Consider the following 21,332-nt stretch of genomic DNA (forward strand, 5'->3'; position numbering starts at 1 on the left):
GCTAGCGCCCAATTGTGGCATTGGGTGCGTGCGATGCACCCAATGTGGCGTTCGGTGCGTCAGATGCACCCAATGCCACATTGGGGCGCTGCGGACGGGCTCGGCGAGTGAGGGTTAGTGGCGGCGGGTGCGGACGGCGGTTGCCAGGGTGTCCAGCAGGTCTTCCGTCGTGTTCCAGTCCATGCAGGCGTCGGTGATGGACTGGCCGTAGGTCAGCTCGCTCGCTTGGCCCAGCACCAGGTCTTGGCGTCCGGCGACCAGATTGCTTTCCAGCATCAGGCCCGCGATTCCGCGTTCGCCGGCGGAGATCCGGGCGGCCAGGTCGCGGACTACCTCGGACTGGCGGACGTGGTCCTTGTTGCTGTTGCCGTGGCTCGCGTCGATCACCAGGCGTTCCGGCAGACCCGATTTCGCCAGGCGGGCGAGGGTTTCCTCCACGGTGGCCGGGTCGTAGTTCGGGCCCGCGGAGCTGCCGCGCAGGATTACGTGGCAGTCCGGGTTTCCGGAGGTCGTCACCAGGGCGGCCAGGCCGTCCACGTTGATGCCGGGGAAGACGTGGGACGCCGCGGCGGCGCGGGTCGCGTCCACGGCTACCTGGATGTCGCCTTCCGTCGAGTTCTTGATGCCGACCGGCATGGACAGGGCGCTGCACAGTTGCCGGTGGACCTGGCTGGCCGCGGTACGAGCGCCGATCGAGCCCCAGGTGACGATGTCGGCGATGAACTGCGGGGTGATCGGGTCCAGGAATTCGCAGCCGACCGGGAGGCCCAGTTCGGAGACGTCCAGGAGGAGTTTCCGGGCCAGGCGCAGGCCCTTGTTGACGGAGAAGGTGCCGTCCAGGTCCGGGTCGTTGATCAGGCCCTTCCAGCCCAGCGTGGTGCGCGGCTTTTCGAAGTACACCCGCATCACGATGTGCAGGTCTTCGCGCAGCGACTCAGCCTTGGCGGCCAGGCGGCGGGCGTAGTCGAGGGCGGCTTCGGGGTCGTGGACCGAGCACGGGCCGACGATCACCGCGAGGCGGTCGTCGCGGCCGTCGAGGATGTCGACGGTTTCCGTCCGGCCGTTTTGCACGACTTTCGCGACGGCGGCGTCCACGGGATGGTCTTCGCGCAGCAATGCGGGCGAGATGAGGGGACTGACCGACGTGGTGCGGCGGTTGTCCAGGGTGCTCGCGTCGGCGGGGGCGGCGACGAGGGGGGTGTTCATGTGCGGGTGGTCCTTCCTGGTGGACACCGACCCGCGGGAGAATCGCCGAGCCGGTTCTGAATCCGGCTCGGGGTGGAGGTCAGCGCAGGTTCACGCCGCCGTGCCCACCCGGGGCCGGCTTCGTAAACCAGAAATAGCGCTGCACAGCCCCAAGGTAACACACCGCCAGACGGCCCCGGCCTGGACCGGATTGGGCAGGTGGTCCGCCCTGCACCGATCCAGATGAAAGCCGCTACGCTGTCCGCGGACTGTGACTGCACTCTCCCTGCGAGGAAAGACGGAGGCAACAGATGCGTGTCGGTGTGCTGACGGGGGGCGGCGACTGCCCCGGCCTGAACGCGGTCATCCGCGCGGTGGTCCGCAAGGGCGTCGAAGTGCACGGCTGGGAGTTCGTCGGCTTCCGCAACGGCTGGCAGGGCCCGCTGACCGGCGACAGCCGGCCGCTCGGCCTCGCCGACGTCGAGGACATCCTCACCCGCGGGGGCACCATCCTGCGGTCGTCGCGGACGAACCCGTACAAGGTCGACGGCGGCGTCGACAAGATCCGCAAGGTGCTCGCCGACCAGGGCGTGGACGCGCTGGTCGCGATCGGCGGCGAGGACACCCTCGGCGTCGCGAAGCGGCTGACCGACGACGGCATCGGCGTCGTCGGCGTGCCCAAGACGATCGACAACGACCTCGGGGCCACCGACTACACGTTCGGTTTCGACACCGCGGTCTCCATCGCCACCGAGGCGATCGACCGGCTGCACACCACGGCCGAATCGCACCACCGCGCGCTCGTCATCGAGGTCATGGGGCGGCACGCGGGCTGGATCGCGCTGCACTCCGGCCTCGCCGGCGGCGCGAGCGTGATCCTGGTGCCGGAGCGGCAGTTCTCCGTCGACCAGGTCGTGCAGTGGGTCGAGCAGCGCTTCGAGAAGGAGTACGCGCCGATCATCGTCGTGGCCGAGGGCGCGCTGCCCGAGGGCGGCGAGGAGAAGCTGCTGACCGGCGAGAAGGACGCCTTCGGACACGTCCGGCTCGGCGGCATCGGCAACTGGCTCGCCGACGAGATCACCGAGCGCACCGGCAAGGAATCGCGCGCGGTCGTGCTCGGCCACGTCCAGCGCGGTGGCACCCCGACCGCGTACGACCGGGTGCTCGCGACCCGCTTCGGTCTGCACGCGGTGGACGCGGTCGCCGACGGCGACTTCGGCGTGATGGTGGCGCTCAAGGGCACTGACATCGTCCGCGTGAAGCTGTCCGAGGCGACCGCCGAACTGAAGACCGTTCCGCTGGAGCGGTACCAGGAAGCCGAAGTCTTCTTCGGCTGAGCCACGGGTAGGGGCAACCCCACCACGGTGCCGGGGGCGTGCGGTATTCCGCGCGCCCCCGGCTTTTTTCTACCCTCGGCTCGTGCGAATCTTCCTGGCGGGCTTGACGATGCTCTCGGCCACCGTGGTGCCGAACTCCACTGTGGACGGTGTGTGGCGGACGGACGGGTACGGGCAATTGGTCCAAGTGTCCGGCGGCAAACTGACGACCTACGACGTCACCAAGGTCAGCTGCTTGCCCGGCTCTCTTTCCGGAACTGGCGACGGCACAAGGTTTTCTACCAACGAGGGATCCGTCGTCACCATCCGCGCGGGCAGGATGAGTTTCGACGACAACCTGGGTGTGCGGTCGTTGCGGCGTGTTCCCGGTGGATTGCCGACCGAATGCCAGCGCCCGGCTGCCGACGTGTTCGACGTCTTCTGGCATACCTTTGCCGAGAACTACCCGTTTTTCCCAGCGAAAGGCGTCGACTGGAAGTCCGAAGGAGATGCTGCCCGCCGCGAGATCGCCGCGCACCCGGAGCGGCTCTTCGACGTCCTATGCGGACTGATCCGTCCGCTGCACGACGCTCATGTCGGCTTGCTCGCGGGAGATCAGCATTGCTCGTCGCCCCGGCCCGGCACCCCGGATCTGAAAACGACCGGTTCGCGTGCGATGGCCGTCGCCGATGCCCAACTTCGGCCGCCGATCTACCGCTGGGCCGGCGGAGCCATCGCCTACGCCGATCTGCCAGAGGGTCGCGGTTACCTGCGGATCAGCAGTTTCCACGACTACGCCGACACTTTCGCCGCGAGCAGCAAAGTCCTGGCGACAGCGCTGGACCAGATCTTCACTGCCGACCGGGTGCACCACCTCCGCGGCCTGATCCTCGACCTGCGCGTCAACGGTGGCGGGGACGATCCGCTCGGCTTGCAGGTCGCCGCGCGGCTGACCGACACACCGCACTTCGCCTACGCCAAACGCGCCCGCAACGATCCGGACAATCCGGCGCGGTTCACCGCGGCGCAACCGTTCTTCGTGCAGCCCGCCGCGGCACCGCGCTACACCGGTCCGTTGACGGTGCTCACCGGCAGCCTCGACGTCTCAGCGGGGGAGACCTTCCTGCAAGCACTGCTGAACCGGCATCCGCGGCCAGTCCTGATCGGACAGTCCACTCAGGGCGCCTTCTCGGACATGCTGGAGCGCACGCTGCCGAAGCAAGGCTGGAAGGTGGCACTGCCGAACGAGGAGTACCTCGACCCGCACGGCCGCACCTACGACGGCACCGGCATCAGTCCGGATATCGAGGTCCCGGTTTTCGCCCCGGACGACCTCGCCGCCGGGCGGGATCCGGCGCTGGCCGCCGCCCGCCGGTAAGGTGAGCGCATGGGGTCGGTCAAGCAGTTCCAGGTCACTTTCGATTGCGCGGAACCCGTGCGGGTCGCCCGCTTCTGGTGCGAGGTGCTGGGATACGTCGCGCCGCCACCGCCGGAAGGGTTCGCCGACTGGGCCGAGTTCGACCGCACTCAGCCGCCCGAGGAGCAGGGCTCGTGGGCGGCCTGCGTCGATCCGAACGGGGTCGGGCCGCGGCTGTACTTCCAGCGCGTGCCCGAAGGCCGCGTGGTGAAGAACCGCGTGCACCTCGACGTGCGCGTGGGCACTGGCTTGGCGGGCGAGGAGCGGCTGGCGGCCCTGAAGGCCGAGGCCGACCGGCTGGTGGCGCTGGGCGCGTCCATCGTGCAGGTGCTGGAGTCGGACGGCGTGAACGAGTCCTGCATCCCGATGCAGGACGTCGAGGGCAACGAGTTCTGCGTGGACTGAGAAAAGCCGCCGTGCCGCGGGGCACGCGGCACGGCGACGGTCAGATTCTCAGGAGACGGAAACGTTGGCCGGAGCGGTGAACGAGCCGCCCGACACCTGGTAGATCTGCGACACGGTGAGGCTGCCGCCCGCCGGGATGGTGTCCTGGCCGGTGATCACGACGTGCCCGGTCGATCCGGACGCGGTGCCCGGGTTCGTGTTCGACAGCGACTCGTTCGACGCCAGGTCGAACGACAGCGTCCAGCCGTTCGCCGCCGACGCGCCGCCGTTGGTGATCGTGAAGTGCGCGAAGGCGCCGAACCCGTAGTCGTAGTCGGTGGTGAACTTCGCGGTCAGCTTGCCCACCGGGGCCGTCGTGACGGTCCAGGTGAACGGAGCCTGCGCGGTCGCCCCGGCGGAATCGGTGGCCGTCACGGTGACCTTGCTGGTGCCCTCGGCGCTCGGCGTGCCGGTGATGGAGCCAGTTTTGCCGTCGATGGACAGCCCGGCCGGGAGCCCGTCCGCCGAGTACGTGTAGGGCGAGGTGCCGCCGGAAGCGGTGACCTTCAGCGAAACCGCCTTGCCCACCACGCTGTTCTGGTTGCCCGGGTTGCTGACGCTCAGCTTGCCGTTGGTGCCGCCGCCCGGGGTGAGGCCGTTGACGCCGTGCGGGGTGCCGAGGCCGGTCGGGCCGTCCCAGCCGGTGCCCGCGTTGCAGATGACGGTCCCGCAACTGCCGTTGCTGCCTGAGGTGACGTCGTTGAAGTCGCCGGTGTGCGCGTACGGGTAGGTCGCGGCGTTGTCGCCGTCCTTCGGCGTTCCGGCGAGCGCCCAGATGCCGGCGACGATCGGGGTGGCGAGGCTGGTTCCGCCGTACTGCGACTGCTGGCCGTTGACGTAGATCGTGATGCCGCTGTTGGGATCCGCGTCGGCTGAAATGTCCGAAGTGGCTCGATTGTCGCACGCGGTGCTGATCCCGTTCTGGAACGCGGGCTTGCTGAACTTGCTCGAACAGCCGCTGCCCGTCTTGTTCCAGGCGGTTTCGGTGTAGCCGCCGCCGGACGCGGTCAGCGTGGTGCCGCCGACCGCCACCACCTCGGGCGAGGTGGCCGGGTATTCGGCCTGCGCGCCGCTTTCGCTGCCCCAGTCGCCGGTGGCGCCGAGGATGGCGACGCCAGGGTGGTTGTAGTGCTGCTCGGCGTCCGAGGGAATCGCGCTTTCGTGGTCGGCGTAGCTGTTGGACACGATCTTCGCGCCGAGCCGGACCGCGCTGTCGACGGCCGCGGCGAGGTCGCTGTCCTCGTTGCTGTTGCCTTCCACCAGCAGGATTTTGCAGTCCGGGCAGAGCGCGCTGACCGCGTCGACGTCGATGGCCATCTCGGTCGCCCAGCCCGAGTCGGTCTTGGACGGAAGCGTGCTCGTGCCGTCCTGGCCGACCACGGTCAGGCAGCCGTTCGCCTTGGTGCAGGAGCCGAGGTTCCAGTGCGACCGGTAGTCGTTCAGGTCCTTCTCGATGCCGGGGTCGTCGAAGGCATCGACAATCGCGACGGTGGTCCCGCCGCTCTTCAATCCGGCAACGCCGTAGGCCTTCTGCAGATCGGTCGGGCTCATCGCGCTGGCCGGACGGGCTCCTGACGAAACCAGTTGCACCGCCTGGCATTTCGCGTAGCCCTCAGGTGCGTTGGCGCACGACGCCGGGCTCAGCTGCGGGCTGGCGTCGGCGGCCGGGGTGAACGTCGCCGCCACCCCCGCCCCCAGCGCGAGCGCCGCACCGGCGGCGGCCAGCCGTCTCAAGGTCGTTCCTGCACGCATCATCGCGTCCTTCCTGGTACGCCGCTGCCCGGAAGACGGGCGAAAAGCGGTGCCGCCATTGGATTTCACCGAGGCGGGCGGAACCAGGAACAACCGGCACAACCGGCTGTTGTGCCGGGAGGAGGAACCCGACCTTCGGAGGATGTTCGCCTGCCCCGGGGCGAGCGACCATGGAGCGGCGGGAGGTGCGGGACATGCCGGACGGCGCGACGGAATCGTTCGACCGGACGCTGGTCCGGTTGCGCCGGGCGGCCGGGCTGACGCAGGAACAACTGGCGCAGCGCTGCGGGCTGAGCACGCGCGGCGTGGGGAATCTCGAACGCGGGCAGCGGCATCCGCGGCGGGTCACCGTGCAACTGCTCGCCGACGGTCTCGCGCTGCCCGAAGACGGCCGTGCCGAACTGCTCGCGGCCGCCCGGCGAGGCAGGCAGCGTCCGCCGGACAACTCGGTCCCGCCGCCTCGCCCGGCACCGGATCTCATCGGCCGCGTCGAGGAACACGCCTTGCTGGACAAACACATTTCCGGCACGGGCAAGCCGTTTCTGGTTTTCGCCGGACAGACCGGGATCGGCAAAACCCGGCTGCTCGCCGAAGCTGCGACGTTGGCCGAGACCCGCGGCACGGTGGTGCTTTCCACAGCGTGCTCCCGGCACGGCGGAGAGCCGTACGCGCCGCTCTCCGAGGCGTTCGCCCGGCACGCGTCCGAGCATCCCACCGGACCCGGCCTGTCATTCCTGCTGCCCGAACAACGCACCGCCGAACCGGCCCCGCCCCGCTGGCTGATGTTCGCCGAAGCAGCCCGGTTTCTCGACACGCTCGCGCGCCGACATGGCGTGCTCGTGATTCTGGACGACCTCCAATGGGCTAGCCCGGACGGTCTCGCGCTGCTGGCTTCGCTGGTCCAGGACGTCCGGCCGGATCGAGTCCGATTCCTCGCCGCCTACCGCGACACCGAGATCGCCGCCGCCGAGCCGTTGGCCGACACTCTGCTCGACTTGTACCGGAAAGGCTTGCTGACCCAGCACTCCCTGGCCCCGCTGGCGGACGACGACGCGACGATGCTGTTGCACCACAGCGCCGGGACCGAGGTAGGACAGTCCGCGCGCGAACGGGTGCTCCGGCTGGCTGGCGGTCTCCCGTTGTTCCTGGTCCAACTGGGACACGTACTGGGCAGATCCGGCAAACCGCCCGCGGAACTGCCGTGGGGCCTCACTCACGCGGTACGGCGTCAGCTCGGTTCGCTGCCCGAACGGACCGCCGAAGTGCTGACGCTGCTGGCGGTGGGGCAGCAGCGGATGGACCCGGACGTCCTCGCCGCCGCTGCCGGGCTGGATCCGGCCGAACTGTCCGAAGTGCTGGCACCCGCGCACACCGCGCGGCTGCTGGACGAAAACGCCGAGGGCGTGCGGCTGACCCACGAACTGGTCGCCGAGGTGATGAACGGAGACCTGCCGCCAAGCCGTCGACATGTACTGCACCGCAGACTGGCCGAGGCATTGGGCGGCGCGGCTGCGGCTTACCACTACACGCACGCGCAGGACACTGAACGAGCCGCGCAAACCTTGCGGCACGCCGCGGAAAAAGCCAGCAGACAAGCCGCCCACGACACGGCCGCCCAGCACCTGGGCGCGCTGGTCGATCTCTTGGACCGCACCGGTTCGCAGGCCGCTGTCGCCGAAGCGGCTGAAGCCTGGGCGGACGCACTCGCCGCCGCTGGCCGTTACGACGCCGCGCTCGCCGCCGCCGAACGCGCGCTTTTGGTGTACCGCAAGGAAGGCGACGAGGAACGGCAACGCCTGGTGATCGCCCGGATCGGCTACCTGCACTACCAACGCGGCACCCCGCGCGAGGGACTGGCGCGGATCGCGCCGACGCTGACCGAAGACCGACCCGGCGGATCGGCCGTCCAGTTGCGGCTGGCTCGCGCCGCCAATCTCTACCAGAGCACGCGCTATCGAGAGTCCGTCGAGGTGTCCACCGCCGCGATCGTCGCTGCCGAAGCGGTGGGGGATGAGCACGGCCTCTCGGGCGGACACCTGCGCCGGGGCCTGGCATTACGGCTGCTAGGCCGCAACGACGAAGCCCTGACCGATCTGCACACCGCCGCCGCCACTGCGGAACTGTGCGGCGACCGCGAGATCGTCGTCCGCGCACTGACCGGGGTCGCCGTGCTGCACCACTACCGCGGCGAACTAACCCGAGCCGACCGGCAATTCGAGCGGATCCTTTTATTGGCCGAGGAACTAGGCGACCGGGAACTGCTCAGCCGAGCCGTCTGCAACCTCGGCGCGAGCGCGGTCTACGTCGGCCGCTGGGGCGATGCTTTGCGACGGTTCAGCCAGGCACTGGAACTGGCGGGACACGGCAGATCGCCCATGTGCGGCGCGATGGCCCTCATCGGCCGGGGCGCGCTGTGGTCAGCCTGCGGCCGCTTCACTGCGGCAGCCGACGATCTGACTCAGGTGATTCGGCTGGGGCGGGAAAGCGACAATGCCGACATCATCTGCAACGCGTCCGCGCAACTGGCGGAGAACGACGTGCGTGCTGGGCGACCTGAGCGAGGGGTGCGCCGGTTGCTGCCGTTGCTCGCGATGCAGGGGGAGCGGAGCTGGCAGATGACCGACGCCCTGCCGTTCCTGGCCGAGGCGCAACTGGCTGCTGGCGATCCGGTCGCTGCTGGGGAGACTGCGGCGGAGGCGGTGGCTTGTACTGAGCACATCGATCACATCCTTGCGCGTACGGATGCTTTTCGGGTGCAGGGGCTTGCTTTTCTTCGGTGCGGATCCCTTGCCTTGGCGGAAGAAAGTCTCGGAGAAGCGCACGTGCTGGCCGAACGGATGGCTTCGCCGTATCTGCTTGCCCGGGTGAGCGCTGCGCACGCCGGTTTGGCTCAGCGCCGGGGCGACTGTGCTGCCGCGGCTCGGGATCGGGGGCAGGCGGAGGAGTTGTTCACGGCGTTGCGGCGGGACGCCTTGTCTCCGGAGTGAGCCGACTGTACGTGAGGGGAACCCTGAGGGAATCAGATTCCCTCAGGGTTCCCCTCACGTACATTTGCCCGAGCCGAGTGTCCACTGTGGTCAGTCAGATCCGCGCCAGTTCATCGAGAACTCCAGCGGCTTTCGCGATGTCCTCGGTCAACGGCCGATCCTCCAGCCGCTCGTCCAACACCCCCACCGCAGCCGCGAAAGCCGCTCGCACGGGCAGATCCACCAGCTCAGCCTTCCGGATCCGCAACGCCCGCACGGCAGCCACCAGCTCGCAAGCCAGCACCTGCCGATAAGCAGCCGCCGCCGCTGTGGCTGCCCGCGCAGCCTGCGTCGAAAAACTCGCGTGATCTTCAATCCCGCGCGAAACCACAGCGGTCCCCAGTGTCGCAGGCAAAGCCGCCTGCCGAAGTTCGGTAAGCGCGTCGTGCGCGACATACTCCAGGATCATCACCCCGGAACTCCCCGGCGGCCCGACGGCGAGAAACGGCCGCAGCCCGGTGAATTCCGGTTCCACCAAGTCGCCCAACCGAGCCACGGACAGCTCCGCCACCTGATGCACCGTCGCGCGGGCTTGATCGAGCGCCGTCGAGACGTAAGCGGTGTGGAAGTGCGCATGGTGGTAAGCATCGCCGTGCACCGTAGAGATCATCGGATTTTCCGTGCTGGCATTGATCTCCACGGCGAGCACATCGCGCAAGTAGTGGATCGCGTCCAAAGCAGGGCCTTGCACTTGAGGAAAAGCCCGCAACCCGAAGGGATCCTGAAGCCGACGCCCCGGTTTAGGCGTGCCGTGCATGCCCAACAGCCGACGCATCTCAGCCGCGCAAGCCACCTGCCCGACGTGCGGACGTGCTTCGTGCACAGGTGTCGCGTACGCCTCGGGGTTGCCGTCGAGAGCCACGTACGTGAGCGCGGCGACGGCGTGGCTCGCGCGAGTGAGCGTGTCGAGGCTCATCGCGGCGAGAGTTGCTTCGGCGAGTGTCGCGGCGTTGCTGCTCATGAACGCCAACGCGTCGCCCGCATGCACCGGAACCGGTGGCACCGCGCCGATCGCCCACGCGCGTTCACCGGCCAACGCGAGTGCGGTTTCCGCGAGCGGGGCAAGATCGCCGGTGCCGATGGCACCCAGTCGGTGCACCACTGGCAACGCACCAGTGCGCACGGCTTCGGCGAGTGCGTTGATCAGCTCCGGGCTGATTCCGGACCGGCCGGTCAGCAGCTGGTTGAGCCGGATCAGCAGCATCGCGCGGATCTGGCTGTCCGGCAGGAGGTCGCCGCTGCCGCCAGCGTGGCTGCGCAGCAAGCGAAGACCGTGCTCGGCAGGCTCGTCGACCGCGTCGTCCTTGTTCGCTCCGACGCCGGTGGTGCGGCCGTAAACCACTCGCCGGGTGCTCAGGTCCTCGGCCAGCTTCCACGAATGCTCAGCCGCGCGCATCGCGGCGATGGACACGTCGATCGCCAGCGGGCCTTCGGTGTGCGCCGCCGCGACCACGTCGGCGCACCGCAGGGTCCGGCCGTCCACTCGGATCACGGCGTGCTCCTCACTCGGTTTCGTCCAGTCGCTGTTCGAGCGCGTCGAGCCGGTCCGCCCAGAACTGCCGGTAGGGCGCGAGCCACGCGTCCACTTCGGCCAGCGGTTCGGCGCGCAGCCGGTAGCAGCGGCGCTGCGCGGACACCCGCACGGTCACCAGCCCCGCCTCGCGCAGCACGCGCAGGTGCTTGGACACGGCGGGCTGGCTGAGCCGCAGTTCGGCCACCAGTTCGCCGACCGACCGCTCGCCCTCGAGCAGCAGGTCCAGCAGCGCGCGGCGGCGGGGTTCGGCCAGCACGTCGAAGGTCTGCATCACCCCGGAAATCTGCCTCGCGGGGCATATGCCTGTCAAGGAATGCGAGTACCGCCGAATGTCCGTTTTATGGTCTAAACCATTGACCTGGTGGTCTAGTCCACTTACGGTGCATTCGTCCCCACCGTTACCGCTTCGTCACCGACGGTGACTCCTGAAGGGAGCAACGATGCTTCGCTTGCGCAGAAAACGCCTGCTGGCACTGGCCGGCCTGGCGACCGCGGCGTTCGCCGCCGCGGCCGCGCTCGTCCCCGCCGCTTCGACGGCCGCCCCCGCGAGAACCGAGGCCGCGGCCGGGAAAGTGGTCGGCTACTTCACCGACTGGGGCATCTACGACCGCAACTACCACGTGAAGAACATCGAGACGTCCGGCTCGGCGAACAAGCTCACGCACATCAACTTCGCCTTCGGCAACGTCACCGGCGGCGGCTGCGCGATCGGCGACGCGTGGGCCGACTACCAGAAAACCTACGACGCGGGAGGCAGCGTCGACGGCGTCGCCGACACCTGGGACCAGCCGCTCGCGGGCAGTTTCAACCAGCTCAAGAAGCTGAAGGCCAAGCATCCCGGGCTGAAGATCATCTGGTCGTTCGGCGGCTGGACCTGGTCCGGCGGCTTCGGGCAGGCCGCGAAGAACCCGGAAGCCTTCGCGAACTCCTGCTACAACCTCGTCAACGACAAGCGGTGGGCCGGGCTGTTCGACGGCATCGACCTCGACTGGGAGTACCCGAACGCGTGCGGCCTCACCTGTGACACCAGCGGTCCCGACGCGCTGAAGAAGCTGCTCGCGGCCGTGCGGGGCAAGTTCGGCTCGTCGAAGCTCGTCACCGCCGCGATCAGCGCGGACGGCAGCAACGGCGGCAAGCTCGACGCCACCGATTACGCGGGCGCCGCGCAGTATGTCGACTGGTACAACGTGATGACGTACGACTTCTTCGGCGCCTGGGCCGCGCAAGGACCGACCGCGCCGCACTCGCCGCTCACGTCGTACAACGGCCTGCCGACGCAGGGCTTCTACTCGGATGCGGCCATCCAGAAGCTCAAGACCAAGGGCGTCCCGGCCTCGAAACTGTTGCTGGGCATCGGTTTCTACGGCCGCGGCTGGACCGGCGTCACGCAGAGCGCGCCGGGCGGCACCGCGACCGGACCGGCTCCCGGCAAGTACGAGCAGGGCATCGAGGACTACAAGATCCTCAAGACGAGCTGCCCGGCGACCGGGACCGTCGCGGGCACCGCGTACGCCAAGTGCGGTTCCAACTGGTGGAGCTACGACACCCCGTCGACCATCGCGGGCAAGACGTCGTACGCGAGGTCGCAGGGTCTCGGCGGCACCTTCTTCTGGGAGCTGTCCGGCGACACCTCGAACGGCGAACTGATCACGGCACTCGCCAAGTAGGACCCCGATGCGGCCGGGGCGCCGATTCTGTCGGTGCCCCGGTTTATCGTGCTGTGGGTGAAGTTCAGCGGATTCGGGGAGCACGCCGTCGAGTTCTACGACGGGCTGCTCGCGGACAACACCAAGGCCTACTGGGACGACAACGTGGCGATCTACAAGGAGCACGTCCGGGCTCCGATGGAGGCGCTGCTGGCCGAGCTGGAGCCGGAGTTCGGCGCGGGCTTCGGCGAGGCGAAGGTGTTCCGGCCCTACCGCGACGTCCGGTTCGCCAAGGACAAGACGCCGTACAAGACGCACTGCGGCGGCGTGATCGAGTCCGGCCGCGGCGGGGGAGCGTATTACGTCGAGGTAGGCCCGGTCGGGCTGCGCGTCGGGGGCGGTTGCTTCCACCTGGCCTCGGACCAGCTGGCCCGCTACCGCACAGCGGTCGACACCGAACTGCACGGGCCCGAGCTGGAGAAAATACTGGCCAGCCTGCGCAAGGCGGGCTGGGAAATTCTCGGCGACCGGCTGAAGTCCAAACCGCGCGGGTTCGCCGAGGACCATCCGCGCCTCGACCTGCTGCGGCACCGTTCGGTGTACGCCGTCCGGGTCTGGGAGCCGGACGACTTCCTGCACGAGCGCGAGACCTTCGACCGGGTGCGGAAATCGTGGCGTCAGCTGCGGAAATTCAACGAATGGGCACGCGACCACGTAGGCCCGAGCGAGAAACCGCGGCGCTGAGGCCGTCCTCCCCCGTTCGGGTGATTCCGGGTGCCCGTGCGCGGCGCGGTCGCCCAGCGCACGCCGGTGCCCGGAACTGAATCCTTCCCGCGTTCGGCGGCCGGAACTTCGGGATCGGTACAGACGGGAGCGGCCCGAGCGACTAGGCTCTCCGGACGTGAGCCGACGCGCGAAGATCGTTTGTACATTGGGTCCCGCGACCTCCACGCCGGAGAAGATGCGGGCACTCGTCGACGCCGGGATGGACGTCGCGAGGATGAACTTCAGCCACGGCAGCCACAGCGACCATAAGCAGGTCTACGACCTGGTCCGGTCCGCGGCCGCCGAAAGTGGCCGGGCGGTGGGGATCCTCGCCGACCTGCAAGGACCGAAGATCCGGCTGGGCACGTTCGCCAGCGGATCGGCGGAATGGCACACCGGGGACGTCGTCCGGATCACCGTCGAGGACGTCGCCGGCACCCACGACCGGGTTTCGACCACCTACAAGGGACTCGCCAAGGACGCCAAGCCGGGCGACCGGCTGCTGGTCGACGACGGCAAGGTCGGCCTGGTGGTCAAGGACGTCGAGGGCCCGGACGTCGTGTGCGAGGTGACCGAGGGCGGCCCGGTCAGCAACAACAAGGGCGTGTCGCTGCCCGGGATGGACGTCTCGGTGCCCGCGCTGTCCGACAAGGACATCGAGGACCTGGAGTTCGCGCTGCAGCTGGGCGTCGACTTCATCGCGCTGTCCTTCGTGCGCTCGCCCGCCGACATCGACCTCGTGCACCAGGTCATGGACCGCGTGGGCAAGGGACGGCTGCCGGTCGTCGCGAAGATCGAGAAGCCCGAGGCGGTCTACAACCTCGAGGCCATCGTGCTGGCCTTCGACGCGGTGATGGTCGCCCGCGGCGACCTCGGCGTCGAACTGCCGCTCGAGCAGGTCCCGCTGGTGCAGAAGCGCGCCATCCAGATCTGCCGCGAGAACGCGAAGCCGGTCATCGTCGCCACGCAGATGCTGGAGTCGATGATCAACAACTCCCGCCCGACCCGCGCCGAGGCGTCCGACGTCGCGAACGCGGTCCTCGACGGCGCGGACGCGGTGATGCTGTCCGGCGAGACGAGCGTCGGCCGGTACCCGATCGAAACGGTCCAGACCATGGGCCGGATCGTCGAGGCTGTCGAGACGGATTCGCCGGTCGTGCCGCCGCTGTCGCACGTGCCGCGCACCAAGCGGGGCGTGATCTCTTACGCCGCCCGCGACATCGGCGAGCGGCTCAACGCCAAGGCGCTGGTCGCGTTCACGCAGTCCGGCGACACCGTGCGCCGCCTCGCGCGGCTGCACACGCGGCTGCCGCTGATGGCGTTCACGCCGGAGCAGAGCGTCCGCAGCCAGCTGGCGCTCACCTGGGGCACCACGACGCAGATCGTGCCGCGGGTGGACTCCACCGACCAGATGATCCAGCAGGTCGACCACGCGATGCTCGAAATGGGCAAGTACCAGCGCGGCGACCTCGTGGTGATCGTCGCGGGCTCCCCGCCCGGGACCGTCGGGTCGACCAACCTGATCCACGTCCACCGGCTCGGTGAAGACGACCACGCATAAGGGACGTGCGGAACCCTTCCCGCATAGGGTTCCGGCATGACTGAGATGGCCAGGGAAGCCGCCACCGGACTCGACACGAGCACCGGTGGCGGCGGGCAGCCGGTGCTGGACAAGCTCGTCGCGCTGCTGGACCTGGAGAAGATCGAAGAGAACATCTACCGCGGCGTTTCGCCCGCGCACTCGCCGGTGCGCGTGTTCGGCGGGCAGGTCGCCGGGCAGGCGCTCGTCGCGGCGGGCCGGACCGTCCCGGAGGAGCGGCGGGTCCATTCGCTGCACGCGTACTTCATCCGCGGCGGCGACCCGAGCGTCCCGATCGTGTACGAAGTGGACCGCATCCGCGACGGCCGCTCGTTCACCACCCGGCGCGTGGTCGCGGTCCAGCACGGCAAGGCGATTTTCTCGCTGTCCGCGTCGTTCCAGAAGGACGAGCCGGGCATCGACCACGCCGAGCCGATGCCGGACGACGTGCCCGCCCCGGAGTCGCTGCCGACCTTCCCCGAGCTCACCGCCGGATACGGCCTGCGCCACGCCGAACGCCCGCGGCCGATCGACATCCGCTACATCGGCGAGCCGCCGTGGATCACCCGCTCCACCGGCGAACGCCCGACGCGTCACCGCGTCTGGATGCGGGCCGACGGAACCCTGTCCGACAACCAGCTCCTGCACGTCTGCGTGCTCACTTACGCCTCGGACATGACGCTGCTGGACTCGGTGCTCGCGCGGCACGGCGTGTACTGGGACGTCGACAAGGTGCTCGGCGCGAGCCTCGACCACGCGTTGTGGTTCCACCGTCCATTCCGGGCGGACGAGTGGTTCCTTTACGACAGCACGTCCCCGAGCGCTTCGGGTGCCCGCGGGCTGGCCACCGGACGGTTCTTCACCCGCGACGGCTTGCACGTCGCGACCGTGGTCCAAGAAGGACTGCTGCGGGTCCGGTAAGGACGTTCACCCCATCGATGACCACTCTGAGTGGCTGTCTGCAAGGAAATCGTCGGAAACTGCCACGCTCTCGTGGCGAAATTGCGCGGGAAAACACGTCTGAGTAATACCCGCGAGACGAAGGAAGGTGCCCGGGACCGGTCGGGGGGCGGCCCCGGACACCTGGTCGTCCGCTTTACCGCGGTGTCCGCGAATAGCCGAGGACGGCCGTCGTCTACGCTGCTCAGGGCCGTCGGCGCGGCTGGATTCGCGTCTCGGCCCGCAGGATGCCAGAGTACAAGCGCACTCTGCACAATGCAGGTCGGAACCGGTGACCGGCGGCTCCCGTCTCGACAGCGGGAATTCCCCGGTGTTATTACTCCACTGACAAGTCGATCACCTGGTTAGATATGCAGTGCGGGCAACAATACGGACCGGAGGTGCTGCCGTGGCGAGAGGCCAGGGACCGACCGTTCGCCGCCGGCGCCTCGCGAGCGAGCTGCGGAGGCTGCGCGAAGCCGCCGATCTCACCATCGACGAGGTCGGCGAGAAGCTGGAGTGCTCGGCGTCCAAAGTGAGCCGCATCGAGACCGGCCACGTCGGCGTCACCCCGCGCGACGCGAGGGACATGCTCGCGCTGTACGGCATCACTGGCGACGAGCAGGAGGCGCTCGTCCAGCTCGCGCGCGAAGCGCGCAAACGCGGCTGGTGGCACGCCTACAACGAAGTCTTCACCGGCACCTTCGTCGGCCTCGAAGCGGACGCGAGTTCGCTGCGCGCGTTCCAGGCGCTGCTGGTTCCGGGGCTGCTGCAGACCGAGCGCTACGCGTTCTCGGTGATCCGCGCGCTGCGCCCGGACGCCGAGGAGTCCGAGACCCGCCGCCGGGTCGCCGCGCGGATGGCGCGCCAGCAGCTGCTGACCGACGACCCGCCGGTCGAGTACTGGGCGGTGATCGACGAGGCGGTGCTGCACCGCGTGGTCGACAGCGCCGAGGTGATGGCCGAACAGCTGTACCGGATGAGCGCGATGGCCGAGAAGCCGAACGTGACCGTCCAGGTGGTGCCGTTCGGAGCCGGGGCGCACCCCGGCATGGAGGGACCGTTCCTCATCATGGGCTTCCCCGAGCAGGCCGATCCCGACGTGGTCTACGTCGACGACAGCACTTCCAGCGGCCTGTACCTCGAACAGCCCGACGACGTCCGGCGCTACGCGCTGATGTTCGACCACCTGCGCGCAGCAGCGCTGAAACCGGACGATTCGGTGGCTCTGATCACCGACGCGGCCGGCCGGTTCGCCGAACAGGCCGCCGCGGTTCAGGAACCGAGGAACACCAACCCGAGACAGTGAGGATGTGGGGACCATGATGGCCGACCTTTCCGGTGCCCAGTGGCGCAAGAGCAGCTACAGCGGCGGCGGCAACGACTGCGTCGAGGTCGCCTTCGTCGCGGGCGGCGCCGCGGTGCGCGACTCGAAAGACCCGGAAGGCGGAGCGTTCCGCCTGCCCGCCGCCGGCTGGCAGGCGCTGCTGGACGCGGTGCGCGGCCAGGGGCAGGCTTGATCCGTTCGCCCGGCTGATCGCTGCACGGAGACCCCTTACCCCGCTCGACCTGGACTTCCTTAGTCGAGAGCGCGGGTAAGGGGTCTTTTCGCGTCCGGGTGTAGGCGATCACCTGATGTCCGGGAGGGGCCCTCAGCACGAAAGTGGTCTTCGTCAAGGAACCACGACCCGCTGGGGAGAATCCGATGAGCGACTACAACTGGGACGCCACCCGCGCCGAGGTGGACTACCGCATGGCCGAACTGCGCCGCGCCGCCCGCCAGGCCCGCCTGAGCCGCGGCAACCGCGTCGTCCGCTGGGTGCGCGCACACCGCATCACGAATGTCGAGGTGCCCCGCCAGCAAAGGCGCACGGCGACGGTACCGGAGGCCCGGGCGCGACATAGCGCTTGAGCCCCGGGCCCGGGTCGGGGACGGTAAGGGGGTCGGGCGGGGCGGCAGGCCGGAACACGGTTTCCGGGGCGGCCGCTCCGCCCGCCGGACACATTCCGCCCGCTTCGCCCGCCAGCGCGAAGCTCCCTCAGGATCAACGTCGGGAACTTAAGCTGCGTTGCTTCAGTCAGCTGCCCGTCCACAAAGGACACTTGCACCGGCGAAACGCCTGATTGATGCCCATATGACCGTGTCTTCCGGTACGTGAGGGGAACCCTGAGGGAATCAGATTCCCTCAGGGTTCCCCTCACAGACGACACCCAGCCTCCGTCGCCCGCACCGGCCCCTCGGCAAGAAACTCCCCCGCCCGCCAGCCGCTACGGCCTGCACAGACCCCCCTCAACCCCACCCCGAGCGACGCCTTAAGTTCCTGCCATTGGACTTCAGGATCGCGTGCCAGGCCTCGCGCGCAGCGAGGTCGCGGCGGTGCTTTCCGCCGCGAAGCACCGCAGCGAGTCAACCGAGGCCCCTGCCCGCCAGAGACTTGCCGCGGCCCGCCCGCCGATCGGTTCCCGGAGCACCGCCTGGGCCGACGCGCCGCGCCGCCCGAAGCTTCCTTCGTCCGCCGATCGGACGGAGATCACTGGCCGAACCGGCCGCCACGAGGAAATCCATGTCGGAACTGTCGGGGGTGTAGGTGAGAATGCATCTCGTGCCTCGTCTCGGTTCCGGTATTCCGCTCGTCGCCCGCACGCAGGAGATGCGGCGGCTGCGAGCGGCCTTCGCGCGCGCAGAACGCGGAGAAGCAGGTGCGGTGCTCATCGCGGGCGATGCCGGGGTCGGCAAAACCCGGCTGCTGACCGCGCTCGGGGAGCACGTCGCCGGTTGCGGCGGGCTCGTGCTCACCGGCCGGTGCATCGACGTGCGCGACGGCGGTCTGCCCTACCTGCCGTTCGCCGAGGCACTGGCTCCGCTGGGGTCGTCGGCCGATCCCGCGGTTGCGGCGGCGGTGCGGGCGCGGTCCGCGCTGGGGATGCTGCTGCCGCAAGGCGGCGATCCGCAGCCTGCCGCGACCAGCGACCACGGGCAGGTGTCCGAAGGGGAGCGCGAGGGCGTCCGCCGGGTGCGGCCCGAGCAGGACCTGGGCCAGCTCCAGCTGTTCGACGCGGTACTGGGGGTGCTGACCGAGGTCGGCCAGGAGCAGCCGGTGGTCGTCCTGCTCGAAGACCTGCACTGGGCGGATTCCTCCACCCGCAACCTGTTGTCCTTCCTGCTCAGCCGCCTGCGCGCGCAGCGGCTGCTGGTCGTCGGCAGCTATCGCGAGGAGGACGTCCACCGCAGGCATCCGCTGCGCGGTCTGCTGTCCGAACTGGTCCGGCTGAACACCGTCGAACAGGTCGCGCTGGCCCCGTTCGGACCGGCCGACGCGCGCGCGTTCGTCGCGGCGCTGGCTGAAGAACCGCTGTCGCCGGACGTAGTCGCGGACATCGCCGAACGGTCCGAGGGCAATCCGTTCTTCGTCGAGGAACTCCTTGCTACGGGAGCAGACTGCCAAGATCTTCCCGCCGGGCTCGCCGAGGTCCTTCTGGCTCGGCTCGAACGTTTTCCCGCCGAGACGCGCCGGGTCCTCCGGGTCATCTCGGTCGCCAACGAATCGGTCTCGCACGCCGCGCTCGCGCAAGTCGCGGGCATCGGCGACCTGGAGCTGGACGAGGCGCTGCGGGAAGCCGTGCAGCACCACGTCCTCGTCATCGAGGGCGGTTTCTACACTTTCCGGCACGCTTTGCTGCAGGAAGCGGTCTACGCGGACCTGCTGCCCGGCGAGCGCACGCGGATGCACGCCGGATACGCGGCGCGGATCAAGTCCATGCCGCAAGGCCGCGGCCACGACGCGAAGCTGGCCTTCCACAGCCTGGAAAGCCGGGACTTCGACACAGCCCTCTCGGCGTTGCTCCGCGCCGCGGACGAAGCGGAAAAGCTCGGCGCGCCCGGCGCGGCGTTGCGGCACATCGAACAAGCACAGTCCATTTGGGACGCCGTGGCTCCGGAAAACCGTCCCGACGGCGTCGACGAGTTGAAGCTGCTCAGCGAGGCCTCGTACTTCGCCGGCACTTCCGGCGAGCCGGAGCGTGCGGTGGCGTACGCGCGGTCAGCCACCGAAGTGCTCAAGCCGGACGCGTCGCCCGAGCATTCGGCGAAGGTCTGGCGTCGGCTGGCCGAAACGCTGCTCACGCTGGAAGGCACATTCGACGAGGCGGTCCAGGCGATCGAGCGCGCTTGGGAGCTGGTCGCCGAGCGGGAACCCAGCGGTGCGCGGGCGTGGGTGCTGGCTTCGCGGGCCGGGTTCCAGCGGCTGCGCGACCAGCACACCGAGGCGTTGGCCAGCGCGCATACCGCGGTCGCGGACGCGCGCGCCGTTGGTGCGGTCGGGGCCGAGGCGTCGGCGCTCGTCACGCTCGGCACGTTGGCCGACAGCGCGGGCGATGCCGATGAGGCCCGCGAGCGCTTGCGGGAAGCCGAACAGAAGGCGCACGACGCGGGTGCGTTGAACGTCGAGATCCGCGCGATGTACTTCCTCGCCCTCAGCTACGACGACCAAGCCGAGATGGATCTCGCGCTCGCGCACGCCGCGCGGGGAGTCGCGCGGGCTGAGGAAACCGGGCTTACCTGGAGCACGTACGGGCTGGAGTTGCGGGCCCGGCTGCTCTACTTGCGTTATCTGAGCGGGGATTGGCCGAAGGAGGACGCTGCCGGGCGCGCGCGACGAGGCGTGTCCAGCGCGGTCGCTGCTCGAATTTTGGCCAACTGGGTGCTGTTCCTGGTGGGGCGCGGGCGGTTCGCGGACGCGGCCAAGGCGTTGCCCGGTCTTCGGCAGCAGTGGATGGCGGATCTGCAGATCGCGATGGCGGCCGGGGATGCGGCGATCGAGCTGGCTGCTTGGCGCGGAGAGCATTCCGAGGCGTTGCGGATCACCGACGAGTTGGTGCAGTGGCTGGAGAAGGCCGAGTCCGCGCTGCTGGGCGGGATTCGGATCGTGGCGCTGGCGATTCCGTCCGCTGCCGCGTTGGCTGCTGAGGCCCGGGCCAAGGGGGACCAAGCTGCGGCGGACGGCTTTGTGGCGATCGGCCGTCGGCTTTTGGCGCATGGGCGGCGGTGTGCTGCTGAGGGGCATCCGCGCTCCGGGACTATGGGGCCGGAGGGGCGGGCCTGGCTGGCGAGGATGGAGGCTGCCGCGTCTGCGTTGGAAGGTCCGGCGGATCCAGACCTGTGGGCGGAAGCAGCCGAGGCGTATTCCTACGGTGCGATCTACGAACAGGCGGTCTGTCGTTGGCGGCAGGGGGAGGCGCTGCTGGCCGCCGGACGGGCTGGGGCGGCGGAGGCGTTGGAGGCGGCGCATTCGGTCGCGGTGAAGCTTGACGCCGTTCCGTTGCGGGACGCGGTGCGGGATGTGGCGCATCGGGCTCGGGTGGAGTTGTCCGGTGTCGAGGCTGTGCCTGCCCGACCGCAGCTGAACCCCTTGACCGACCGGGAGCGGGACGTGCTGGAGCGCGTCGCGCTCGGCCGGACCAACCGGCAGGTGGGGGAGGAGCTGTACATCTCCGAGAAGACGGTAAGCGTGCATCTTTCGCGGGTGATGGCGAAGTTGGGGGCTAGTCGGCGGGCTGAGGCTGTGGCGATTGCTTATGACCGGGGGTTGCTTACGGTTCCTGAGTAAGGGGGTCGGCTCGTCGCCTGGCGGCGACATTGCGCCCTGGCGTGCGTGGGGCACCCCGAAGCTTGAGTGTGCTGACGGTCTGGGGGTGCTTGTCAAGGCATCTTTCCCGCCTTGACAAGCACC

16 protein-coding genes are annotated in these 21,332 nt (G+C 69.1%); 12 read left to right on the forward strand and 4 right to left on the reverse strand.

The features are described from left to right. Positions 1-114: 114 nt before the first annotated feature. On the reverse strand, positions 115-1,206 hold the full coding sequence (locus tag ACWDNU_RS39130) for a 3-deoxy-7-phosphoheptulonate synthase (protein ID WP_449672562.1): 1,092 nt from the start codon (positions 1,204-1,206) through the stop codon (positions 115-117). A 290-nt stretch (positions 1,207-1,496) separates the two neighbouring features. Here ACWDNU_RS39130 and ACWDNU_RS39135 point away from each other — a divergent pair, with 290 nt between their 5' ends. The 3 genes from ACWDNU_RS39135 (at position 1,497) to ACWDNU_RS39145 (ending at position 4,323) form a co-directional block, all read left to right on the forward strand. Beyond that, positions 1,497-2,522, forward strand: coding sequence for a 6-phosphofructokinase (locus ACWDNU_RS39135; RefSeq protein ID WP_344267830.1), 1,026 nt, complete (start codon positions 1,497-1,499; stop codon positions 2,520-2,522). Between the two features lie 82 nt (positions 2,523-2,604). After that, positions 2,605-3,879, forward strand: a complete 1,275-nt coding sequence (locus ACWDNU_RS39140) for a S41 family peptidase (RefSeq protein WP_449672563.1) — start codon at positions 2,605-2,607, stop codon at positions 3,877-3,879. A 9-nt stretch (positions 3,880-3,888) separates the two neighbouring features. Next, positions 3,889-4,323 (forward strand): VOC family protein, encoded by a 435-nt coding sequence (locus ACWDNU_RS39145; RefSeq protein WP_449672564.1) that lies wholly within the window; start codon positions 3,889-3,891, stop codon positions 4,321-4,323. A gap of 48 nt (positions 4,324-4,371) precedes the next feature. On the opposite strand, the gene ACWDNU_RS39150 is transcribed toward ACWDNU_RS39145, so the two are convergent. Further along, positions 4,372-6,114, reverse strand: a complete 1,743-nt coding sequence (locus ACWDNU_RS39150; RefSeq protein WP_449672565.1) for a putative Ig domain-containing protein — start codon at positions 6,112-6,114, stop codon at positions 4,372-4,374. Positions 6,115-6,284: 170 nt separating this feature from the next. Here ACWDNU_RS39150 and ACWDNU_RS39155 point away from each other — a divergent pair, with 170 nt between their 5' ends. After that, positions 6,285-9,101: an ATP-binding protein gene (locus ACWDNU_RS39155; RefSeq protein WP_449672566.1), complete on the forward strand. Its 2,817-nt coding sequence runs from the start codon at positions 6,285-6,287 to the stop codon at positions 9,099-9,101. Between the two features lie 94 nt (positions 9,102-9,195). Here the strand turns inward: ACWDNU_RS39155 and ACWDNU_RS39160 are convergent, their stop codons facing one another. Then, entirely contained in the window at positions 9,196-10,632 is a 1,437-nt protein-coding gene (locus tag ACWDNU_RS39160; protein ID WP_449672567.1) for an aromatic amino acid ammonia-lyase, read from the reverse strand. Positions 10,633-10,642: 10 nt separating this feature from the next. Next, the gene (locus ACWDNU_RS39165; protein ID WP_182890918.1) at positions 10,643-10,945 is read right to left on the reverse strand and encodes an ArsR/SmtB family transcription factor; all 303 of its coding nucleotides are present in this window, start codon (positions 10,943-10,945) and stop codon (positions 10,643-10,645) included. 169 nt (positions 10,946-11,114) lie between these two features. On the opposite strand from ACWDNU_RS39165, the gene ACWDNU_RS39170 reads away from it, so the two are divergent. The 8 genes from ACWDNU_RS39170 to ACWDNU_RS39205 all read left to right on the forward strand — a co-directional run bounded on the left by ACWDNU_RS39170 (position 11,115) and on the right by ACWDNU_RS39205 (position 21,209). Beyond that, positions 11,115-12,341, forward strand: coding sequence for a glycoside hydrolase family 18 protein (locus tag ACWDNU_RS39170; RefSeq protein ID WP_449672568.1), 1,227 nt, complete (start codon positions 11,115-11,117; stop codon positions 12,339-12,341). Positions 12,342-12,398: 57 nt separating this feature from the next. Next, positions 12,399-13,064 carry a DUF2461 domain-containing protein gene (locus tag ACWDNU_RS39175; protein WP_370939006.1) on the forward strand — a complete coding sequence of 222 codons (666 nt, stop codon included), beginning with the start codon at positions 12,399-12,401 and terminating at the stop codon, positions 13,062-13,064. Between the two features lie 157 nt (positions 13,065-13,221). Then, positions 13,222-14,646 (forward strand): pyruvate kinase, encoded by a 1,425-nt coding sequence (gene pyk, locus ACWDNU_RS39180; protein ID WP_370939005.1) that lies wholly within the window; start codon positions 13,222-13,224, stop codon positions 14,644-14,646. Between the two features lie 36 nt (positions 14,647-14,682). Next, entirely contained in the window at positions 14,683-15,585 is a 903-nt protein-coding gene (locus tag ACWDNU_RS39185; RefSeq protein WP_449672569.1) for an acyl-CoA thioesterase, read from the forward strand. Positions 15,586-16,012: 427 nt separating this feature from the next. Next, a complete protein-coding gene (locus ACWDNU_RS39190; RefSeq protein WP_370939003.1) occupies positions 16,013-16,912 on the forward strand; it encodes a helix-turn-helix domain-containing protein in 900 nt (299 codons plus the stop codon). Between the two features lie 13 nt (positions 16,913-16,925). Further along, positions 16,926-17,123 (forward strand): DUF397 domain-containing protein, encoded by a 198-nt coding sequence (locus tag ACWDNU_RS39195; protein ID WP_037809881.1) that lies wholly within the window; start codon positions 16,926-16,928, stop codon positions 17,121-17,123. Between the two features lie 185 nt (positions 17,124-17,308). Then, a complete protein-coding gene (locus tag ACWDNU_RS39200; protein ID WP_370939002.1) occupies positions 17,309-17,515 on the forward strand; it encodes a hypothetical protein in 207 nt (68 codons plus the stop codon). A 682-nt stretch (positions 17,516-18,197) separates the two neighbouring features. After that, a complete protein-coding gene (locus ACWDNU_RS39205; protein WP_449672570.1) occupies positions 18,198-21,209 on the forward strand; it encodes a helix-turn-helix transcriptional regulator in 3,012 nt (1,003 codons plus the stop codon). The last annotated feature ends 123 nt before the right edge of the window (positions 21,210-21,332 follow it).

The sequence above is a fragment of the Amycolatopsis sp. NPDC003676 genome, from assembly GCF_053587275.1.

Coding starts and splice junctions, on each gene's coding strand:
- ACWDNU_RS39130 (WP_449672562.1), bottom strand. CDS start 1,206: ATGAACACCCCCCTCGTCGCCGCCCCCGCCGACGCGAGCACCCTGGAC.
- ACWDNU_RS39135 (WP_344267830.1), top strand. CDS start 1,497: ATGCGTGTCGGTGTGCTGACGGGGGGCGGCGACTGCCCCGGCCTGAAC.
- ACWDNU_RS39145 (WP_449672564.1), top strand. CDS start 3,889: ATGGGGTCGGTCAAGCAGTTCCAGGTCACTTTCGATTGCGCGGAACCC.
- ACWDNU_RS39150 (WP_449672565.1), bottom strand. CDS start 6,114: ATGCGTGCAGGAACGACCTTGAGACGGCTGGCCGCCGCCGGTGCGGCG.
- ACWDNU_RS39155 (WP_449672566.1), top strand. CDS start 6,285: ATGGAGCGGCGGGAGGTGCGGGACATGCCGGACGGCGCGACGGAATCG.
- ACWDNU_RS39165 (WP_182890918.1), bottom strand. CDS start 10,945: ATGCAGACCTTCGACGTGCTGGCCGAACCCCGCCGCCGCGCGCTGCTG.
- ACWDNU_RS39170 (WP_449672568.1), top strand. CDS start 11,115: ATGCTTCGCTTGCGCAGAAAACGCCTGCTGGCACTGGCCGGCCTGGCG.
- ACWDNU_RS39185 (WP_449672569.1), top strand. CDS start 14,683: ATGACTGAGATGGCCAGGGAAGCCGCCACCGGACTCGACACGAGCACC.
- ACWDNU_RS39195 (WP_037809881.1), top strand. CDS start 16,926: ATGATGGCCGACCTTTCCGGTGCCCAGTGGCGCAAGAGCAGCTACAGC.
- ACWDNU_RS39200 (WP_370939002.1), top strand. CDS start 17,309: ATGAGCGACTACAACTGGGACGCCACCCGCGCCGAGGTGGACTACCGC.
- ACWDNU_RS39205 (WP_449672570.1), top strand. CDS start 18,198: ATGCATCTCGTGCCTCGTCTCGGTTCCGGTATTCCGCTCGTCGCCCGC.